General features: G+C 51.8%; 19 protein-coding genes. All 19 read left to right on the top strand.

Features of this window, described 5'->3' with window-relative positions; genetic code table 11:
* The 19 genes from yfmH (at position 1) to miaB (ending at position 20,050) form a co-directional block, all read left to right on the top strand.
* Positions 1-1,287 (top strand): EF-P 5-aminopentanol modification-associated protein YfmH, encoded by a 1,287-nt coding sequence (yfmH, locus tag GZH47_RS03595; protein ID WP_162638609.1) that lies wholly within the window; start codon positions 1-3, stop codon positions 1,285-1,287.
* Between the two features lie 14 nt (positions 1,288-1,301).
* The gene (gene ymfI, locus GZH47_RS03590; protein WP_162645058.1) at positions 1,302-2,033 is read left to right on the top strand and encodes an elongation factor P 5-aminopentanone reductase; all 732 of its coding nucleotides are present in this window, start codon (positions 1,302-1,304) and stop codon (positions 2,031-2,033) included.
* Between the two features lie 101 nt (positions 2,034-2,134).
* On the top strand, positions 2,135-2,386 hold the full coding sequence (locus GZH47_RS03585) for a DUF3243 domain-containing protein (RefSeq protein WP_162638608.1): 252 nt from the start codon (positions 2,135-2,137) through the stop codon (positions 2,384-2,386).
* 145 nt (positions 2,387-2,531) lie between these two features.
* The gene (locus tag GZH47_RS03580; protein ID WP_162638606.1) at positions 2,532-3,296 is read left to right on the top strand and encodes a DUF3388 domain-containing protein; all 765 of its coding nucleotides are present in this window, start codon (positions 2,532-2,534) and stop codon (positions 3,294-3,296) included.
* Between the two features lie 59 nt (positions 3,297-3,355).
* Positions 3,356-4,336 (top strand): helix-turn-helix domain-containing protein, encoded by a 981-nt coding sequence (locus GZH47_RS03575; protein WP_162638604.1) that lies wholly within the window; start codon positions 3,356-3,358, stop codon positions 4,334-4,336.
* Between the two features lie 132 nt (positions 4,337-4,468).
* Positions 4,469-4,957, top strand: a complete 489-nt coding sequence (locus tag GZH47_RS03570) for a YajQ family cyclic di-GMP-binding protein (protein WP_162638602.1) — start codon at positions 4,469-4,471, stop codon at positions 4,955-4,957.
* Between the two features lie 148 nt (positions 4,958-5,105).
* Positions 5,106-6,431 carry a 30S ribosomal protein S12 methylthiotransferase RimO gene (gene rimO, locus GZH47_RS03565; protein ID WP_162638600.1) on the top strand — a complete coding sequence of 442 codons (1,326 nt, stop codon included), beginning with the start codon at positions 5,106-5,108 and terminating at the stop codon, positions 6,429-6,431.
* Positions 6,431-7,015 (top strand): CDP-diacylglycerol--glycerol-3-phosphate 3-phosphatidyltransferase, encoded by a 585-nt coding sequence (gene pgsA / locus GZH47_RS03560; RefSeq protein WP_162638598.1) that lies wholly within the window; start codon positions 6,431-6,433, stop codon positions 7,013-7,015. Before rimO ends, pgsA begins: the two co-directional genes overlap by 1 nt.
* 126 nt (positions 7,016-7,141) lie before the next feature.
* A complete protein-coding gene (locus GZH47_RS03555; RefSeq protein WP_162638596.1) occupies positions 7,142-8,401 on the top strand; it encodes a competence/damage-inducible protein A in 1,260 nt (419 codons plus the stop codon).
* A gap of 218 nt (positions 8,402-8,619) precedes the next feature.
* Complete coding sequence (gene recA, locus GZH47_RS03550) at positions 8,620-9,678, top strand: recombinase RecA (protein ID WP_162638594.1); 1,059 nt, start codon at positions 8,620-8,622, stop codon at positions 9,676-9,678.
* 190 nt (positions 9,679-9,868) lie between these two features.
* Positions 9,869-10,543 carry a RecX family transcriptional regulator gene (locus GZH47_RS03545; protein WP_225446355.1) on the top strand — a complete coding sequence of 225 codons (675 nt, stop codon included), beginning with the start codon at positions 9,869-9,871 and terminating at the stop codon, positions 10,541-10,543.
* A gap of 173 nt (positions 10,544-10,716) precedes the next feature.
* Positions 10,717-12,258, top strand: a complete 1,542-nt coding sequence (gene rny, locus GZH47_RS03540) for a ribonuclease Y (protein WP_162638592.1) — start codon at positions 10,717-10,719, stop codon at positions 12,256-12,258.
* Between the two features lie 75 nt (positions 12,259-12,333).
* Positions 12,334-13,128: a TIGR00282 family metallophosphoesterase gene (locus GZH47_RS03535; protein ID WP_162638590.1), complete on the top strand. Its 795-nt coding sequence runs from the start codon at positions 12,334-12,336 to the stop codon at positions 13,126-13,128.
* A 181-nt stretch (positions 13,129-13,309) separates the two neighbouring features.
* The gene (locus tag GZH47_RS03530) at positions 13,310-13,570 is read left to right on the top strand and encodes a stage V sporulation protein S (protein ID WP_028597363.1); all 261 of its coding nucleotides are present in this window, start codon (positions 13,310-13,312) and stop codon (positions 13,568-13,570) included.
* Positions 13,571-13,708: 138 nt separating this feature from the next.
* A complete protein-coding gene (locus GZH47_RS03525; RefSeq protein ID WP_225446354.1) occupies positions 13,709-14,659 on the top strand; it encodes a dipeptidase in 951 nt (316 codons plus the stop codon).
* A 294-nt stretch (positions 14,660-14,953) separates the two neighbouring features.
* Positions 14,954-16,687: a 2-oxoacid:acceptor oxidoreductase subunit alpha gene (locus GZH47_RS03520; RefSeq protein WP_162638588.1), complete on the top strand. Its 1,734-nt coding sequence runs from the start codon at positions 14,954-14,956 to the stop codon at positions 16,685-16,687.
* 1 nt (position 16,688) lies between these two features.
* Positions 16,689-17,555 carry a 2-oxoacid:ferredoxin oxidoreductase subunit beta gene (locus GZH47_RS03515; protein WP_162638586.1) on the top strand — a complete coding sequence of 289 codons (867 nt, stop codon included), beginning with the start codon at positions 16,689-16,691 and terminating at the stop codon, positions 17,553-17,555.
* Between the two features lie 100 nt (positions 17,556-17,655).
* Complete coding sequence (gene pduL, locus GZH47_RS03510; RefSeq protein ID WP_162638584.1) at positions 17,656-18,228, top strand: phosphate propanoyltransferase; 573 nt, start codon at positions 17,656-17,658, stop codon at positions 18,226-18,228.
* 223 nt (positions 18,229-18,451) lie between these two features.
* Positions 18,452-20,050 carry a tRNA (N6-isopentenyl adenosine(37)-C2)-methylthiotransferase MiaB gene (gene miaB, locus GZH47_RS03505; protein ID WP_162638582.1) on the top strand — a complete coding sequence of 533 codons (1,599 nt, stop codon included), beginning with the start codon at positions 18,452-18,454 and terminating at the stop codon, positions 20,048-20,050.
* Positions 20,051-20,070 lie beyond the last annotated feature (20 nt).

The raw sequence follows: 20,070 nt of genomic DNA, 5'->3' as shown, positions 1-20,070 counted from the left end.
ATGGAAACGTTAGCTTACCCGGGCGTTCAGGAAACACTCTACCGTGAAATCATGCCTAACGGCCTTGAAGTCGTCGTGCTGCCGAAAGAAGGCTTCAGCAAGACGTACGCGACGTTCTCGACCAAGTATGGTTCCGTTGACAATCGCTTTGCCGTAGGCGCTCAGGAGCCGATTTCCGTACCTGACGGAATCGCCCATTTCTTGGAGCACAAAATGTTCGAAGAACCGACCGGCGATATTTTTGCAACCTTTGCCTCACAAGGCGCGTCTGCTAATGCGTTCACCAGTTTTGACCGCACCGTTTATTTATTCTCGGCCACGGAGCAAATCGAGGCGAACCTGTCGACGCTGATCGATTTTGTCCAGAATCCTTATTTCACGGATGAGAACGTGGAGAAGGAGAAAGGCATTATCGAACAGGAAATCAACATGTACCGGGATAATGCGGATTGGCGTGTGTATTTCGGGCTTATTGATGCCCTGTACCACAAGCATCCGATTCATATCGATATTGCGGGGACGGTAGAATCGATCCGTCAAATCGATAAAGAAACGTTGTATCGTTGTTATGAAACGTTCTATCACCCGTCGAATATGTTTCTGTTCGTTGTTGGCGGCGTAGAGCCGGAATCCGTTATGAAGCTCGTACGCGACAATCAAGAACGCAAGAACTTCCAACCGCAAGGAGCTATTGAAAGGTTTTTCGAGCCTGAACCGGAAACCGTGAAGCTGCCGGTCAAGAAAACGGCGCTCCCTGTCTCGATGCCGAAGTGCATGATCGGATTCAAGGAAAGCCGCGGATCGGCGAATCCGGAAGAACTGCTGCGGACGGAGCTGACGACGAAATTGATGTTGGATGCGCTGCTCGGCTCAAGCTCTCCGATTTATCATTCGCTCTACGACGATACGCTGATTACCGATTCGTTCGGACATGAATTCAATAGCAGCGAGGACTATGCATTCTCCGTCGTCGGCGGCGAAACGCGCGATCCTGACGAGCTGATCCGGAGACTTCGCGAAGCAATCGAGCAGGCGCAAGCGAAAGGATTGGATCAAGAAGCGTTCGAGCGGACGAAACGCAAGAAAATCGGCGGCTATCTTCGCATGCTCAATTCCCCCGAGGCAATTGCCAGCGAATTTACGCGTTACCGTTTCCGTGGAGCCGATTTGTTCAAACTGCTGCCGGTGTACGAGGATATTACCATCGAAGAGGCCAATGCTAGACTGCGCAGCCATTTCGATTGGAGCCGGATGGCCGTATCCATCGTATCGAAGGACGAAGCTTGAAAACTTTAAAAGAAATGACGGTGCTCATTACCGGGGGGAGCCGCGGGATCGGCGCAGCAATCGCTCGCCGGTTCGCCGTGGAGAATATGAACGTCGTCATTCATTACAATCAAGCGCATGAGGCTGCGAACGAAACCGCTCGCAGCTGCATGCGGCTTGGCGCGGCGAACGTGTTGACCGTTTCGGCGGACATTCGTTCCCGGGATCAACTGCTGCGCATGCGCGAGAAGCTGGAACAACGTGGGATGATGCCCGATATCGTCGTTAATAATGCCGGCATTGCGCATTACGCCATGCTGGAGGACGTAACGGACGAGATTTGGGACGAGGTCATGAACGTCAACCTGAAGGGGATGTTCCTATGCACGCAGCTTTTCATGCCTGTCATGATCCAGCAGCGTTTTGGCCGCATCATTAACGTGTCGTCGATTTGGGGGATTTCCGGGGCATCCTGCGAGGTGCTCTATTCCACGAGCAAAGGCGGCATGAACGCCTTCACGAAAGCGTTAGCTAAGGAACTGGCGCCGTCCGGGGTCACCGTAAACGCGGTTGCGCCCGGTGCCGTCGACACCGTTATGCTGGACAACCTGAACGCCGATGAGAAGGTGGCGCTCGAGTCTGAAATTCCGGTCGGCCGCTTCGCGCAGCCGGAAGAAATCGCTTCGCTCGTCTATTTTCTGGCTCTGCCGGAATCGGCTTACATAACCGGGCAAATCATCAGCCCGAACGGCGGATGGCTGACATAAATCCATGCCTTATCCTGCCGCTAAGAATAAGATTCATCCCTTGCGTGTACAATACGGTTGTTGCTGAACAACAGCCAACACGCAAAGGAGGAACTACACCAATGTCAAACGTCCTTTCTAATTTCAGTTCATGGAAAGAGTTTTTGTCAAACAGGGTGGAACAAGCGAAAGGCATGGGATTGAATGAAGATACCATTGCCAACCTCGCTTACGAGATCGGCTCCTTCCTGGATGAGAAAGTCGATCCGAAGAACGAACAACAGCGCACACTGAAGGAATTATGGGATGTCGGCGATGAATCGGAACGCAAAGCGATTGCTGGCCTGATGGTCAAGCTTGTGGAAAAATCGTAAACTTCCTGGAAAAGCCTCCCGTGGGGAGGCTTTTCTATAATGTTTGCTTTAAAGTTGCAGGATATTGACGAATATTGTAGAATAATCTTTTTAAAGCTCTTACACCCTTTTCATCATTCTTTTATTCCGCCAGCTGAGGTGTCCTATGGAATTCAAACAATGGTACATGGAGTACAAAATACATAAAAACCGTCCCGGTCTTCTCGGCGACATCGCTTCGTTGTTAGGGATGCTCGAAGTCAATATTCTTACGATCAACGGCGTAGAGAACCGCACGCGCGGGATGCTGCTTCAGACCAACGACGATGAGAAAATCGAAATACTCGGCCGCATGCTTCAAAAGGTGGATAATATTACGGTTCTGAAGCTCCGCGAGCCCAAGCTTGTCGATATCTTGGCTGTCCGCCATGGCCGCTACATCGAACGTGATTCCGACGACCGCAAAACGTTCCGATTCACGCGGGACGAGCTTGGCATGCTGGTTGACTTCTTGGGCGAAGTATTTAAGAGAGAAGGAAATCAGGTCATCGGCCTGCGCGGAATGCCGCGCGTAGGCAAGACGGAATCGATTATTGCCGGAAGCGTATGCTCCAATAAGAGATGGACGTTCGTATCTTCGACGCTGCTTAGGCAAACGGTCCGCAGCCAGCTGTCCGAGGAAGAAATGACCCCGAACAATATTTATATTATCGACGGGATCGTAAGCACCATCCGTTCCAACGAGAAACATCATGCGCTGCTTCAGGAAATTATGGCGATGCCTTCTACCAAAGTAATCGAACATCCGGATATTTTCGTGAAGGAATCCGCCTTCGAATACAGCGATTTCGATTATATTATCGAGCTGCGCAATACCCCGGACGAGGAAATCTCCTATGAATCGTTTACGATGGGATTCCATGATTTCTAAAATTTTAATTTTGTAACGAAGAAACTATGAACTGCCAAAAATGATGAGGAGGTGTGGTCATGTCGGATTTGGGCGCATTGCTCAAGAAAGCGAGGGAGCAACGTAATCTGTCCTTGGATGATATCCAGGATTTGACGAAAATCCGCAAGCGTTATCTTGAAGCCATCGAGGAAGGCGATTACAGCGTGCTTCCCGGTTCCTTCTATGTGCGCGCCTTCGTGAAAAATTACGCAGAGTCCGTAGGACTTGACGCGGAGGAAGTGCTGCGGCTTTACAATAAAGAAATTCCGTCTAACGTTCCCGAGCAAGTGATTGAGCCCGTTCAACGGCCGCGCCGCCGCGCGCAGACGCAATCGTCCGATCGCTTGAGCAGGTGGGGATTCCGGGCGCTCATGTGGTCGTTCTTGCTGCTCATCATCGTACTTGTCTATATATTCGCGATCAAGCAGCCGAACAAGGATAACGTAGATTCAGCGGATCAAACCAAAATGACGGATCAGACGAAGCCTCCGGCAACGACGCCTGACAAGGATACGGTGAAGAACGGGGAAGGGAATACATCCTCGAACGGGAACGCAAGCAGCACCGATACGACGACAAATCAGCCGCCAGTGGACGAAACGCCGGTTCAGGAACCGACGCCTCCGCCAACCCCGACAACGACGCTTACATTGGATCGGACATCGGGAACAACGGATTATTACAAGGTCTCCCCCGGTGGCGCCCATACGATTGAGATGACGGCTACCGGCAGAACGTGGTTGGGGATTTATCAGAAGAGCCGTACGGGAAAAATGGTTCTTAGTGTGACACTGGATCTTGATAAAGGTCCTAAATCGGCTACATATGACGCTGATGGCCCGATTTTTATTACGTTCCCCCACGCCAACGCGGTTGAAGTGACCGTTGACGGCGTCGCTCTTGATGACGGCAATAAAACCGGCTCGCACAAGTTTCAATTGACGCCTGTTGAAGGCACTAGTAACACTGGCGGAACCACGGACACTAACGGTACGACGGATGCAACGACCACTCAATGAGTCTTCCAGCTCGTTCGAGGCATTCAGACTGAAGCAATTCGGTCCTGGATGCCTTTTCTTGCGGAGCGGGATACGATATAATACTTGACAAGCATAGGAAAGTAGAAAGATACATAAAGGAGTTGCAGCACAATGGCTGAACATTCATTTGACATTGTCTCGAAAGTCGATATGCAAGAACTGAGCAACGCGATTACGCAAGCGGAACGCGAAATCGAGACCCGTTTCGATTTCAAAGGAACGAAGACGAGCTTCACGTTGGAGAAGACGGATCTCGTGGTGGTTTCGGATGACGAATACAAGCTGAAGAACGTCGTCGATATTCTTCAATCCAAAATGATGAAGCGCGGCGTGCCGATCAAGAACATGGAATTCGGCAAAGTCGAAGGGGCTTCCATGGGGACGGTCAGACAGAAGGTCAAGCTGAAACAAGGCATCGAACAGGATAGCTCCAAGAAAATCAACATCCTGATCCGCGACTCCAAAATTAAAGTAAAAAGTCAAATTCAAGGCGACTCCATCCGGGTAACCGGCAAAAGCCTCGACGATCTGCAAGCTGTCATCGCGCTGCTGAGAGGCGCGGATTTGCAGCTCGACTTGCAATTTACCAATTTCAAATAAGGCCAAAAGTGCTTTTACGTACATAGGACGGGGTCCCATTCGCTGCCGGAAACGCGGTCGGATGGGACTTCTTCCGGTTTTGACACTGCATAGGCCTTGTATTATACTTGTTAAGATAGCTTTTCGGAGGGGTTTGGGGGATACATCGATGACTGAAAGAGTGAAAGTCGTAACATTGGGATGCGAGAAAAATCTCGTCGATTCTGAAATTATGTCGGGGTTGATCGATGCCAGAGGCTACCATTTGGTGGATCAGGCAGACGACGCAACCGTAATTATTGTCAATACCTGCGGTTTTATCGACGCCGCGAAGGAAGAGTCCGTCAACACGATATTGGATATGGCGGAATTTAAGCAAACCGGTCGATTAAAGGCGCTTATCGTTTCCGGCTGCTTGACGCAGCGCTATAAGAAGCAGCTGATGGAAGAAATGCCGGAAATCGACGGCATTGTCGGAACGGGCGATTTTCATCATATTACGGACATCGTGGACGAAGCGCTTCGCGGCAAACGCCCTGTGAAGGTCGGCAACCCGGCGTTCGATTATGATCAGAAGCTGCCTCGTTTAGTTACGACGCCGCGCTACACGGCGTTTGTAAAGATTGCGGAAGGCTGCGATAACGCATGCACATTCTGTTCCATTCCGATCATGCGGGGTAAATTCCGCAGCCGCTCGATGGAGTCGATCGTGGCGGAAGTTCAGCAGCTCGCCGATCAAGGCGTTCGGGAAGTCAGCTTAATCGCGCAAGACTCTACGAATTACGGTACGGACTTATACGACAAGTTCATGCTGCCGGAGCTTCTTAACCGCGTAAGCGAAGTGGAAGGCATCTCGTGGGTGCGCCTCCATTACGCGTATCCCGGTTTCTTCACGGACGAGCTCATTGAGACAATCGCGACGAATTCGAAAGTTTGCAACTATATCGATATGCCATTGCAGCACAGCGAAGATTCCATCTTGAAACGCATGCGTCGCCCAGGCCGTCAACGCGACACGCGAGAGCTTGTTTCCCGCATTCGTGCGAGTATTCCTGACGTTGCTTTGCGTACGTCCATTATCGTCGGATTCCCCGGCGAAACGGACGAGGATTTCAACCGTTTATGCGATTTCGTACGCGAAATGAAATTTGACCGTCTTGGGGTCTTCACGTATTCGCCAGAAGAAGACACGCCTGCTGTTCGCCTGCCGGACGCCGTGCCGGATGAAGTGAAGGAATGGCGCTCCAATACGTTGATGGAAATTCAGCGCGAAGTGTCCAAGGAATTAAGCGGCAAGCATATCGGCAAGGAAATCGATGTGTTGGTTGAACGCTATGATGGCCGTAGCGACGTATATGTCGGCCGTTCGCCGTACGATGCTCCGGAAATCGACGGCGAGGTGTTCATTTCCAACTGCAAAGCTGCGATCGGTGAAATTCAAAGGGTGCGCATTACGCACGCTTACGAATTTGACATGTCCGGGGAGGGGCTATAGTGAATTTAGCCAACCGTATTACGCTCGCACGCATCTTTTTGGTGCCGATTATTATGGTCTTGCTGCTTATTAACGTCGATTTAAAACCGCTCACTTTCGACGGTTCAGACTTCTCCATCACGTGGAATCAGATTTTGGCTGCACTCGTATTTATCGTTGCAGCGAGCACGGATGGTCTCGACGGTTATATTGCACGCAAGAACAAAATCGTGACCAATCTCGGCAAACTGCTTGACCCGCTTGCAGACAAACTGCTTGTTGCTGCCGTTCTCATTTCCCTCGTGGAAATGGAGAAACTGCATGCTTGGATTGCGATTGTCATCATCAGCCGCGAGTTCGCGGTTACGGGATTGCGTCAAATCGCGCTGCTGGAAGGTACGGTTGTTGCAGCCAGCAAATGGGGCAAGTGGAAGACTGCGGTGCAAATCACGATGATTATCGCGCTGCTGTTGAACAATTTCCCGTTTGCGTTTCTGGATTTTCCGTTTGACCAAATTTCGATTTACGCGGCGGCCCTTATTACGGTGTACTCCGGAATCGATTATTTTGTCAAAAACAAAAACCTTATCCCGCTTACGGCATAGTTAGGCTTCCTGGGCATCACTCCTTCGCATTTTATGGAAAGAGTGATGCCTTGCTTTTCAGTCTAGCTGTTTTACCTTCCATATTCGTGTTCGTCTATCCTTTACATATGAAGCGGAGATGTTGAGATGCGTGCAGAAATCATTGCGGTCGGCACGGAATTGCTGCTGGGCCAAACCGTTAATACGAATGCTACCTATTTGTCGCAGGGACTGGCAGAACTCGGGATCGATGTTTACTTTCAAACCGTTGTCGGCGACAACGCGGGCCGGATTCGCGAGGCGATCGCACTGGCGCGATCCCGCGCGGATTTGATTCTGTTTACCGGCGGTTTGGGGCCAACGATGGATGATTTGACGAAAGATGCTTTGGCCGAGTACTTGGGGCGTTCGATCACGGAACACGAGCCGAGCATGGCCAAAATCGAAACGATGTTCAAGTCGCGCGGCGTACATATGGTAGAGAGCAACCGGAGGCAGGCGAATTTGATCGAAGGCTGCGATCCGCTTGATAATGAAGCAGGGCTTGCGATCGGCAATGCGCTTACGGTCGACGGTACGCATTATGTGCTGCTGCCTGGCCCGCCGCGCGAGATGAAGCCGATGTTCGATGGCCCGGCGAAAGCATGGCTGCGCGGCATCATGAACGAGGATCGCCGGTTGTACTCACGGCTGCTTAAATTTGCCGGCATCGGCGAGTCCAGCCTGGAGCAGGCGTTGATCGATCTGATCGAGGCGCAGACCGATCCTTCCATCGCGCCGTACGCCAAAGAAGGCGAAGTGGCAATCAGGGTGTCTACGAAAGCGCTCAGCGAGCTGGAAGCGAACGTCAGGTTGGATGCCGCGGAGCAGCAAATCAACGAGCGCGTGGGTCAATATATCTTCGCGCGCGAAGACATCCCGCTAGAGGAAGCGGTCGTCCGGCAGCTGAGGGCGTCCAGAAGGACGCTAGCCAGCGCCGAGAGCCTTACGGGCGGCTTGTTCGCGCAGCTGATTACCCAGATTCCCGGCAGCAGCGGCGAGTTTACAGGCGGCGTCGTGACGTATACGAACGTCATGAAGCATCGCCTGCTGAGTATTCCGATGTCGCAGCTAGAGGGAACGGGCGCGCCTGGAGCGATCAGTGAATCGACGGCCGCGCTGATGGCGGAGCGGGTGCGCGAGCTGGCGGAAAGCGACTTCGGCGTATCGCTGACCGGAGTAGCTGGACCTTCGGAATCCGAGGGCAAGCCTGTGGGCCTCGTCTATTTCGGATTAGCCGAGAGAGGGAAGCCGACGAAGGTATTCACGGCCAATTTCAACGGCAATCGGGAAATGATCCGCGTTCGCGCCGCAAAGTCGCTGCTTCACCGTTTATGGCAGGCGTTGTCCGGTAAAGATGGAATCTAGGAGATTTTGTTAGAAATATAGCTTGTCAATGTTAGTAGGATCGACTATAATCGACTTAGACGGAAGAACCGTGGCGAAGATTACTTTGCTGCGGTTCTTTTTTTGTCTCTCCGTTGGCCAATGGATAAATAAATAAGAATATATGTTCGTAAAAAGTCTTGTCAAAGCAACTGAAACAAGTTATCATGAGTATATAAACAATGAGGGATGTGAGTTCGTTGGCAGATCGTAAAGCTGCGCTTGAAATGGCTCTGCGTCAAATAGAGAAGCAATTTGGTAAAGGCTCCATAATGAAACTTGGTGAATCGACACATATGCAGGTTCAAACCGTGTCCAGCGGTTCGCTTGCACTAGATATTGCGCTTGGAATCGGCGGTTTTCCTCGCGGCCGCGTTATCGAAGTATACGGACCGGAATCATCCGGTAAAACGACAGTTGCGCTGCATGCGATCGCTGAAGTTCAGCGCGCTGGCGGACAAGCTGCCTTCATCGATGCGGAACACGCACTCGATCCTTCTTATGCTAATAAACTAGGCGTTAACATCGACGAACTGCTGCTTTCGCAGCCAGATACAGGGGAGCAGGCGCTTGAAATCGCCGAGGCGCTCGTACGCAGCGGCGCTGTGGACATCGTCGTAGTGGATTCCGTCGCAGCACTCGTGCCAAAGGCTGAGATCGAAGGCGACATGGGGGATTCCCACGTCGGCTTGCAAGCACGTCTGATGTCGCAAGCTCTTCGTAAGCTCTCTGGCGCAATCAGCAAATCGAATACGATTGCGATTTTCATTAACCAGTTGCGCGAGAAAGTCGGCGTTATGTTCGGTAACCCGGAAACAACGCCGGGCGGCCGCGCACTGAAATTCTATTCGTCGGTTCGTCTCGATGTTCGCCGTATTGAATCGATCAAACAAGGCAATGACGTGGTCGGTAACCGTACGCGGATTAAAGTCGTGAAGAACAAAGTCGCACCTCCGTTCAAACAAGCGGAAGTTGACATTATGTACGGCGAAGGCATTTCGAAAGAAGGCAGCATTGTCGATATCGGCGTCGAGCATGATATCATTCAGAAGAGCGGAGCTTGGTTCTCCTTTAACGGCGAGCGTCTGGGACAAGGCCGCGAGAATGCGAAGCAATTCCTTAAGGATCGTGTGGATATCTCTTCCGTCATTGAGAAGCAAATTCGCGATGCCAGCAACGTAGCCTCAGCAACGGCGACTGACGCTGCATTCAGTGAAGACGAGGGAACCGAGGACGAGCTGGATCTGGATCTCGAATAAGCAATCATTGCAGTGAATCGGATAAGCAGAGAAGCACCTGTGACAGGTGCTTTTCTTTTTTACAAACAGGAAAGTTTCATTTACGTATTAACAGTGAAGCATCTTTCCTTTTGACGATACAACCTGCCATTAATCGCGGTCGCTGAGCTTCGAAGGCCTCGATTGTGGTTGTCTCATATGCGCAAGAGAGGTGAGCAGCATCTTAACGATTACGAGCGTGGAACAAGATCCGAAGAAAAAACAACGCTATTATATCTATGTCAATGATGCCCAGGATCCATTTACGAGTGTGCATGAAGACCTGCTAATCAAGTTTAGGCTTCTCAAGGGAAGAGAAATCGACGGTGAAGAGCTGAAGCAAATCGTGCTGGAAGATAGCCATCATCGCGCCTATATTTTGGCGCTTGCCCATCTGGGAGCGAGGCAGCGGACAGAGAAAGAAATCATGCGCTATTTGGCCCGGAAAGAGCTGGACGAGCACTCAACCCAGAAAGCAATCGAGCGTTTGCGACAAGAAGGACTTGTCAACGATTCCATATACGCCGAGCAGTATGCCGCGCAGCGGATGCGTTCGCAGTTGAAGGGAAGACGCCTGCTGCAGCAGGAGCTGCAGCAGCGGGGAATCAAGAAAGATACGGCGAAAGAAGCCGCTTCTAAGCTAAATGAGGAGTCCGAGACCGAGATTGCGATCAGAGCTGCGATGAAGAAATGGCCCTACATTAAAGGGGAAATTCGCGAACGAAAGCAGAAGCTGGCGGTATTCTTGCTGCGCCGTGGCTTTCCTTCATCGACCGTCAGAGAAGCGGTCAAGGCGGCGTCGGATGGAGTGCTGGAAGACGAAGATGGGCTCATGCTTGACAATTGATTTTCACAAAAGATAAAATGAATTTGTATTCTTTCTTCTAGAATCGATTTTCCTTCCAAAAATTGATTCAAAACGATTATTTTCGTCAAATTAAGCATGCACGTTAAAAACCGGCTGGAAAACCAAATACTGTCCCAAGCGTTTGCTTAGGTGAACAACGAGGAGGTGAGATAATGCCAATCTGGGCAACTATCCTGATCGCTCTCGTTGTTGGTGCAATTTTCTTTGGTGTCGGTTATTTTATTCGAAAATCGATCGCCGAGGCCAAAATTTCAAGTGCCGAGCAAGCCGCTAGTCAGATCGTAGAAAATGCGAGAAAAGACGCGGAGGCGCTAAAGAAAGAAACGGTTCTCGAAGCGAAAGATGAAGTCCACAAGCTCCGTACCGAGGCTGAGAGAGATATTCGCGAACGTCGCAATGAGGTACAGCGTCTTGAAAGACGACTTATTCAGAAAGAAGAGTCGTTGGATAAAAAAATAGAAGCGCTGGAACGCAAAGAAGAACAAGTAGCCAACAAAGAGAAGCGGATCGAGGAAACGCAAGAGCAGATCGATTCACTTTACAAGCAGCAGCTTCATGAGTTGGAGCGAATTTCGAACTTGACGATGGAGGATGCGAAGCAAGTTATCCTTACTAACGTTGAACAAGAGGTTCGTCATGAAACGGCTCAAATGATCAAAGAGATCGAGCAACAGGCGAAGGAAGAAGCGGATAAGAAAGCTCGTGATATTATCTCGCTAGCCATTCAGCGCTGCGCAGCTGATCACGTGGCAGAGACGACGGTTTCGGTCGTTGCCCTGCCGAATGAAGAAATGAAGGGTCGCATCATCGGCCGCGAAGGCCGCAACATCCGTGCACTGGAGACGTTGACCGGTATCGATCTCATCATCGACGATACACCGGAAGCGGTCATCTTGTCCGGTTTCGATCCTATCCGCCGCGAAATCGCTCGCACATCCCTCGAGAAGCTCGTTGCAGATGGACGTATCCATCCTGCGCGCATCGAGGAAATGGTCGAGAAGTCGCGTAAGGAAGTGGACGAGCGCATCCGTGAATACGGAGAGCAGGCGACGTATGAAGTTGGCGTTCATGGTCTGCACCCAGATCTGATCAAAATTTTGGGCCGCTTGAAATACCGTACGAGCTATGGTCAGAACGTTCTGAAGCATTCCATGGAAGTCGCGTATTTGACCGGTCTGATGGCTGCAGAGCTGGGAGAAGACATCACGCTGGCTAGAAGAGCCGGTTTGCTGCACGATATCGGCAAAGCGCTTGACCACGAGGTTGAAGGTTCGCACGTCGAGATCGGCGTCGAATTGGCGAAGAAATACAAAGAGCATCCGGTTGTCATCAACAGTATCGCTTCGCATCATGGCGACTGTGAAGCAACTTCGGTCATCGCCATGCTCGTTGGCGCGGCAGACGCATTATCGGCTGCACGTCCAGGAGCAAGAAGAGAAACGCTCGAAACGTATATCAAGCGTCTGGAGAAGCTGGAAGGGATTTCGGAATCGTTCGAAGGCGTCGAGAAGTCGTACGCCATTCAAGCCGGCCGCGAAGTTCGCGTCATGGTGCAGCCGGACAAAATCGACGATACGGAAGCATTCCGCTTAGCGCGTGACATTACGAAGAAAATCGAGAGTGAACTCGATTATCCGGGTCATATCAAAGTTACGGTTATTCGCGAAACGCGCGCCGTCGAATATGCCAAATAATCGCATAAGCAAAAACGAGAAAAGTGGCTGCCTGTCAGCCACTTTTCTGGTCTAAACAGAGAGGTTAGGAATCAAATGAACGTATTATTCATCGGCGATATCGTCGGCAACATAGGCCGCGCTGCGGTCAAGAAGGTCCTGCCTTCACTGAAGACGAAGTATAACCCGCATATCATCATCGCGAACGGCGAGAATGCGGCTGCGGGAAGAGGCATTACGGCAGCGATCGTCAAAGAACTGCTGGATGCTGGCGTTCACGGGATTACGATGGGAAATCATACGTGGGATAACAAGGACATCTTCGAGTGGCTGGACGACCAGCCTCGTATCGTGCGCCCGGCCAATTTTGCGCCGGAAGCGCCGGGACAAGGCGCGATGATCGTGAAAGCCAACGGCAAGGAACTCGCGATCATTAATCTGCAGGGCCGTACGTTCCTGCCGCCGATCGATTGTCCGTTCCGGAAAGCCGACGAATTGATCGAACAGCTTCGGCAGAAGACGAAGAACATCTTCGTTGATTTCCATGCGGAAGCGACCTCGGAGAAGATTGCCATGGGCTGGCATTTGGACGGGAAGGCATCGGTCGTGGTCGGCACGCACACGCATGTGCAAACGAACGACGATCGCATTCTTCCGAACGGAACAGCGTATATCACGGATGTCGGGATGGTCGGATCCATGGAAGGCGTCCTGGGCATGGAACGAAACGCGGTCCTTCATAAATTTCTCACTCAGCTGCCGGTTCGATTCGTAGTCGACGAAGGCAACTGGCATCTGCACGGCGTTTCAGTCGAGATCGACGAAGCGACGGGCAAAGCAAAGCGAATTCAAAAAATCCGGTTGACGGAAACGGAATGGCTGCTCATGTAGCAGCCATTTTTTTATGCCCGTTTAGAGCAAGCGGTTACAGGGTAAATGTACTCTATGAAAAATTCTCGCAATTCAGAAGATTTTGCTAACATAGCAAAAGAAAGAAGGAATTATTTGGCCTCTCTCGAATAACTATCTTAATAGCGGTATTCATCCATCATTCCCGAGGAGGTCACTTTCCATGGACGTCTTAAAAGTTTCAGCAAAGTCCAATCCAAATTCTGTTGCAGGAGCGCTTGCCGGCGTGTTGCGTGAACGCGGAGCGGCTGAATTGCAAGCAATCGGGGCTGGTGCGTTGAATCAAGCGGTAAAGGCGGTTGCGATTGCACGGGGTTTCGTCGCGCCAAGCGGGGTGGACCTCATTTGTATCCCGGCGTTTACGGACATCGTGATCGATGGAGAAGACCGAACGGCGATCAAGCTTATCGTAGAGCCGAGATAAAACCGAGATCCGGAAGCGACAAGTAAAAGGACTAGACCTGTTTACGACGTAGGCAGGTTTTTTTGCATTGTGTATGAGTTTCGAGTCATGAATAAACGTGCATCGGGGATTAATTTGATTCGACGGAGGCTGATATGAGTGGAACCTTTGCGCAAAGCCGATTTTCACTGCGACGTCTTGTGGAAATTGCTTGAGGATCCGACGCTCTCTTTCATCGACGATGATCGCAATAAACTGGATGTTACGTTACCGCGATTGAAGCAAGCGGGCGCGACGTTCCAGACATTCGCCGTCTACGTGCCGGAACGAATGGATAAAACGATGGTGCCGATCCTGCAAAGCATCGATCTCTTCTACCGCAAGGTGCTCGTCTCGCCTGAAGTAACCTTTATACGCACGGCAGGGGACATTACGGCTCTTCAACTGAAACCGGGGGTCATTGGAGCCATGCTTTCGTTGGAAGGCGCAGACGGCCTGCAGGGCGATCCTGCGATGCTGCGAATGCTTTACGTGCTTGGCGTGCGTGCAATCGGCTTGACCTGGAACAATGCCAATTGGGCTGCGGACGGCGTTTTGGAGACCCGCGGAGGCGGTTTAACAAAAAAAGGCCGTGCCTTCGTAGAAGAATGTAATAGATTGGGTATACTGTTGGATATGTCCCATTTAAGCGACCGCGCATTCTGGGATATGATGCAAGCGTCATCAAGACCGGTAATCGCATCCCATTCCAACAGCCGGAGCCATTGTCAGCATCCACGCAACCTGACAGACGATCAAATCAAGGCGCTGCTGGCCGCAGGCGGCTTGATTGGCGTCACTTTCGTGCCGCAATTCGTATCGTCGCGCGTACCTGCCGGAATTGCTGACGTGCTCCGTCACGTAGAGCGGATTTGCGAGTTTGGCGGCGAGCAGCAGTTGATGTTCGGATCGGATTTCGACGGCATCGACCATTACGTCGACGGATTATCTCATCCCGGCGAGCTGCATCGTCTGCAAGATGCCCTGCTTGCGCGGTACTCGGAAGAACAAGTGAAATCGTTTTTCGAGAAGAACGCGATGGGGTTTTTGGCAATGCATCTGCCCCGATGAACGATCCTTTCATTCCGATCTCGCTGTGATATGGGTATAATCGAAAAGAACTATTTGAAAAAAAGAAGGAAACAGCTTGCAATTTACAAATTAGAGACATAAAATTTATTTGATTAAAGATAGAAACAGTCAATCATTTGTAAACCTTTATTGAATTTATTCGTATCAGTTCAATGAAATTGCAAGGGGTCTAAGGGAAGAAGCTTAACGCGCCGCTAAACGCCGGCGACAACCGTTTCTTCTTGTATATCGTCGAAAATATTGCAGGTTTATTCAAAAGAGGAGATGGGCATTTTGATCAGTCAATTGTCTTGGAAAATCGGGGGTCAGCAAGGGGAAGGCGTTGAAAGTACCGACCGTATTTTCTCGACAGCTCTTAACCGTCTTGGCTACTACTTGTATGGGTACCGTCACTTTTCTTCGCGGATCAAAGGCGGTCACACGAACAACAAGATCAGAATCAGCACGAAGCCGAAACTCGCGATTTCGGATGACTTGGATATTCTGGTCGCATTCGACCAAGAGAGCATCGATTTAAACGCGCATGAATTGCGTGCGGGCGGCGTAGTCGTCGCCGATGCCAAGTTTAACCCGGTTCTTCCGGAAGGCATCAATGCTAGATTGTTCCCTGTACCAATTACTTCGATTGCAGAAGATCTGGGCACATCGCTCATGAAAAACATGGTTGCGTCCGGTGCTTCTTGGGCGCTTCTTGGTCTGCCCGTCGACGTTTTCAATAAAGCGGTAGAAGAAGAATTCGGTCGTAAAGGTCCGGCGATCGTCGAGAAGAATATCGAAGCGGTCAAACGCGGCTCCGATTTCGTGCTCGATCTTGCAGGCGGCCCATTGGAAGAGTTCCAGCTTGAGCCTGCCGACGGCAAGCAAAAACTGTTCATGATCGGCAACGAAGCGATCGGCCTTGGCGCCGTTGCGGGCGGCTGCCGCCTAATGTCCGCGTATCCAATTACGCCGGCGTCCGAGATCATGGAATACTTAATCAAGAAGCTTCCGAAATTCGGCGGTACCGTCGTTCAAACGGAAGATGAAATCGCGGCGGTAACGATGGCGATCGGCGCCAACTATGCCGGCGTGCGCACGATGACCGCATCCGCGGGTCCCGGCTTGTCGCTCATGATGGAAGCCATCGGTCTGGCTGGCATGACGGAAACGCCGCTTGTTATCGTCGATACGCAGCGCGGCGGTCCTTCGACGGGCTTGCCGACAAAGCAGGAACAATCCGACTTGAACGCAATGGTTTACGGTACGCACGGAGAAATTCCGAAAATCGTAATCGCGCCTGCCTCGTTGGAAGACTGCTTCTACGACACGATCGAATCTTTCAATCTCTCGGAGCAGTACCAAGTTCCGGTTATTCTAATGACAGACCTTCAGCTCTCGCTGGGTAAACAATCCTGCGAGCCGCTGGATCTCAATAAAATGCCGATCAACCGCGGCAAACTCGTTCGCGAGCTGCCTGAACTGGAAACAAACGTCCTGTTCAAGCGTTATGAGCTTACGGATGACAACGTTTCGCCGCGCGTTATCCCTGGCGACAAATTCGGTTTGCACCATGTAACGGGCGTTGAGCACGACGAGACGGGTCGTCCGTCGGAGAGCGCGATCAACCGTAAGAAAATGATGGATAAACGTCTATCGAAGCTGAACGGCGTGTACATCCGCGATGCCGTTCGCGCTGACGCTCCTTATGCCGAGGCTGACTTGCTCATCATCGGCATGGGTTCGACAGGCGGCACGATCGACGAGGCGCGCGTTCGTTTGGAAAGCGACGGAGTGAAAACGAACCATATCACCATTCGCCAAATCCACCCGTTCCCAACGGAGTTGGTCGAGCCTTACCTGAACAGTGCTGCGAAAGTCGTCGTACTGGAGAATAACGCGACAGGCCAGCTGGCGGATCAAGTGAAGCTTCATGCCGGTCATGCGAACAAAATCAAGAGCGTTCTGAAATACGACGGCAATCCGTTCCTGCCTTCCGAAGTGCACAAAGCATGCAAGGAGTTGGTCTAAGATGGCGACATTTAAAGAGTTTCGCAATAACGTAAAACCGAACTGGTGCCCGGGCTGCGGAGATTTCTCCGTTCAAGCCGCCATTCAGCGCGCTGCCGCTAACGTGGGACTGGAACCAGAAAGCCTGGCGGTCATCTCGGGTATCGGATGCTCCGGCCGGATTTCCGGATATATTAACGCTTACGGCCTTCACGGTATTCACGGCCGCGCGCTGCCGATCGCTCAAGGCGTGAAGCTGGCAAACCGCGAGCTGACGGTCATCGCTTCCGGCGGAGACGGCGACGGCTTCGCAATCGGCATGGGCCATACGGTTCACGCGATTCGCCGTAATATCGACCTGACGTACATCGTCATGGACAACCAAATTTACGGCTTGACCAAAGGTCAAACTTCGCCGCGCAGTGCGGAAGGATTCAAGACGAAATCGACGCCCGAAGGTTCTATCGAGTCGACGCTCTCGCCGCTGGAAATCGCGATGTCCGCGGGCGCGACTTTCATTGCGCAGTCCTTCTCGAGCGACCTGAAGCAGCTGACGGCGTTGATCGAAGCGGGCTTGAACCACAAAGGCTTCTCGCTTATCAACGTGTTCAGCCCGTGCGTAACGTTCAACAAAGTCAATACTTACGACTGGTTCAAAGAAAACATCGTCAATCTGGATCAATTCCCGGATTACGATCCGTCCAACCGTGTTGCGGCCATGACCAAAATCATGGAAACGAACGGTATGCTTACCGGTCTGATCTATCAAAACAAAGAGCGTCAATCCTACGAATCCATGATTAGCGGTTTTCAGCCGGAAGGTCTTGCGAACCAGGACCTGGCGCTGTCGGAAGAACAGTTCAGCAAACTCTTAACCGAGTTCAAATAATCGCTATACCAATCCATTCCAGTTGGATGAAGGCATACCGTTCATTGCGAACGGTATGCCTTTCTTCGCGACATGGAAGAGAAAGCAGGTTGATCAGTTCATGGTGAAGAAAGTTCCAGTCGGCGTATCCGCCCGGCATATTCATTTGGCGCAGGAGCACGTAGAGATCTTGTTCGGACAAGGTGCCGAGTTGACGGAGTTCAAGCCGCTCTCCCAGCCCGGACAGTACGCGGCCAACGAGACAGTGGAGGTCATTGGTCCGAAAGGCAGCTTCGGTAAAGTCCGTATCCTTGGACCTGTGCGCAAGCGTACGCAGCTGGAGGTATCGCGCACCGATGCGTTCTCGCTCGGTATTAACCCGCCTTTGCGGGAATCGGGCGATATCGCCGGTTCGGCAGGCATTACGCTCAAAGGACCGGCCGGCGAAGTGGCGATCGAGGAAGGCGTCATCGTAGCTGCGCGGCATATCCATTTCCATACGAGCGATGCGGAGCGTTGGGGCATTGCGGACAAGCAGCAGCTGTCGGTTCGTCTGACTGGTGAACGCGGCGTTGTACTGGAGAATGTCATCGCCCGGGTATCGCCCGAGTTTGCGCTCGACATGCACATCGATACCGACGAGGCGAATGCCGCAGGCGCCAAAACCGGTGACGAGGCTGAAATCATCGGTTAAGTTGAAGCAGACGTTTGCCGTTCATCATGCGGCAAACGTTTTTTTGCATCGCTAGGCGATATTGTGGACAATGGAACTTGCAACAGATCGCCTGCATGTCGATGTTTTGACAATATCGCGAATGGCAAAGCGTTAGGGAAAATGGTATAATTTTATGATGTTAAGCTAGCATTCATGGTTGGAAGAATCGAAAGATCGGATAGATGAGGGGAAGTGAATCTTAATGGAAAGGGAGATCAACAATAACTCACTTGACTTGAAATCCAATAAGGGTGAGAAAGACTTCTCCAAATATTTCGATTTTTCGGGTGCGAAAGTGCTGAAGGAATCGGACGGTAAAACGACCTACCGGATCAACGGTAGAGATATTACGATAAATGCGGCGCCTAGCTACAAAGATGAGAAGCGGCGCGGCAAGGAAGAGATACAAGTTCACTACGAGTCGTCGATTCCGCCGGAACTGCGCCAGCTCGGCATGGGGAAGACCTACCACATTACGACCTACGGCTGCCAGATGAACGAGCATGACACGGAAGTGATGAAGGGGATCTTCGAGCAGATGGGTTATCTGGCGACCGAGGACCGCAACGAGGCCGACGTCATTCTGCTGAACACATGCGCGGTACGCGAGAATGCGGAAGACAAGGTATTCGGAGAACTTGGCCATTTGAAGCATCTGAAGACAGAGAAGCCAGGTCTGATTCTCGGCGTATGCGGCTGCATGTCGCAGGAAGAGTCGGTCGTGGGGCGGATCATGCAGCGGCACAGCTTCGTCGATCTGATCTTCGGCACGCATAACATTCACCGGCTGCCGTATTTGCTGCAGGATGCGCTCTTCGGCAAAGAGATGGTCGTGGAAGTTTGGTCCAAGGAAGGCGACATCATCGAGAACCTGCCGAAGAAGCGCGAGGGCATGCGCGGCTGGGTGAATATCATGTACGGCTGCGATAAGTTCTGCACCTACTGCATCGTGCCTTATACGCGCGGCAAAGAACGGAGCAGACGTCCGGAGGACGTGATCGCCGAAGTGCGCGAGCTGGCGCGGCAGGGCTTTAAAGAGATTACGCTGCTGGGGCAGAACGTCAACGCATACGGCAAAGACTTCGAAGATATCGACTATCGGTTCGGAGACCTGATGGCGGACATGTCCAAAATCGATATTCCGCGCATCCGCTTTACGACGAGCCATCCGCGCGATTTCGACGATCATCTGATCGAAGTGCTGGCGACGCGCGGCAACCTTGTCGAGCACATCCACCTGCCGGTTCAGTCCGGCAGCACGGAAGTGTTGAAGCGGATGAGCCGCAAATATTCACGGGAGCTCTACTTGGAGCTCGTCGGGAAGATCAAACGGATGATGCCGGACGTCGTGCTGACGACGGACATTATCGTTGGCTTCCCCGGGGAGACGGAGGAGCAGTTCGAAGAAACGATCTCGCTCATGAAGGAAGTCGGCTTCGCGTCGGCTTATACATTTATTTATTCGCCGCGCGAAGGCACGCCTGCCGCTGACATGGATGACAGTATCCCCGAGAACGTGAAGAAGGCACGCCTTGCGCGTCTGAATGATGTCGTGAAAGAGTTGAGTCTGCGAAGCAACCAGCTGCTGGTGAACGAGACAGTCGAAGTGCTCATAGAAGGCCAGAGCAAGAACAATCCGAACGTGCTTGCAGGGCGGACGCGGACGAATAAGCTCGTTCATATGGAAGGCCCCGCCTCATGGATCGGCCAATTCATCGAGGCGCGCGTGACGGATGTCCAGACGTGGTATATCAAGGCCGAATCGATTATGGAAGCAATGGAAGAAGAAGCGGTATCTTAATGACTAGAGGAGCTGTAAAC

It is taken from the genome of Paenibacillus rhizovicinus (assembly GCF_010365285.1).
Classification (GTDB): domain Bacteria; phylum Bacillota; class Bacilli; order Paenibacillales; family Paenibacillaceae; genus Paenibacillus_Z; species Paenibacillus_Z rhizovicinus.
The sequence above is the reverse complement of the archived record's forward strand: the minus strand, read 5'-3'. Positions and strand labels throughout refer to the sequence as shown.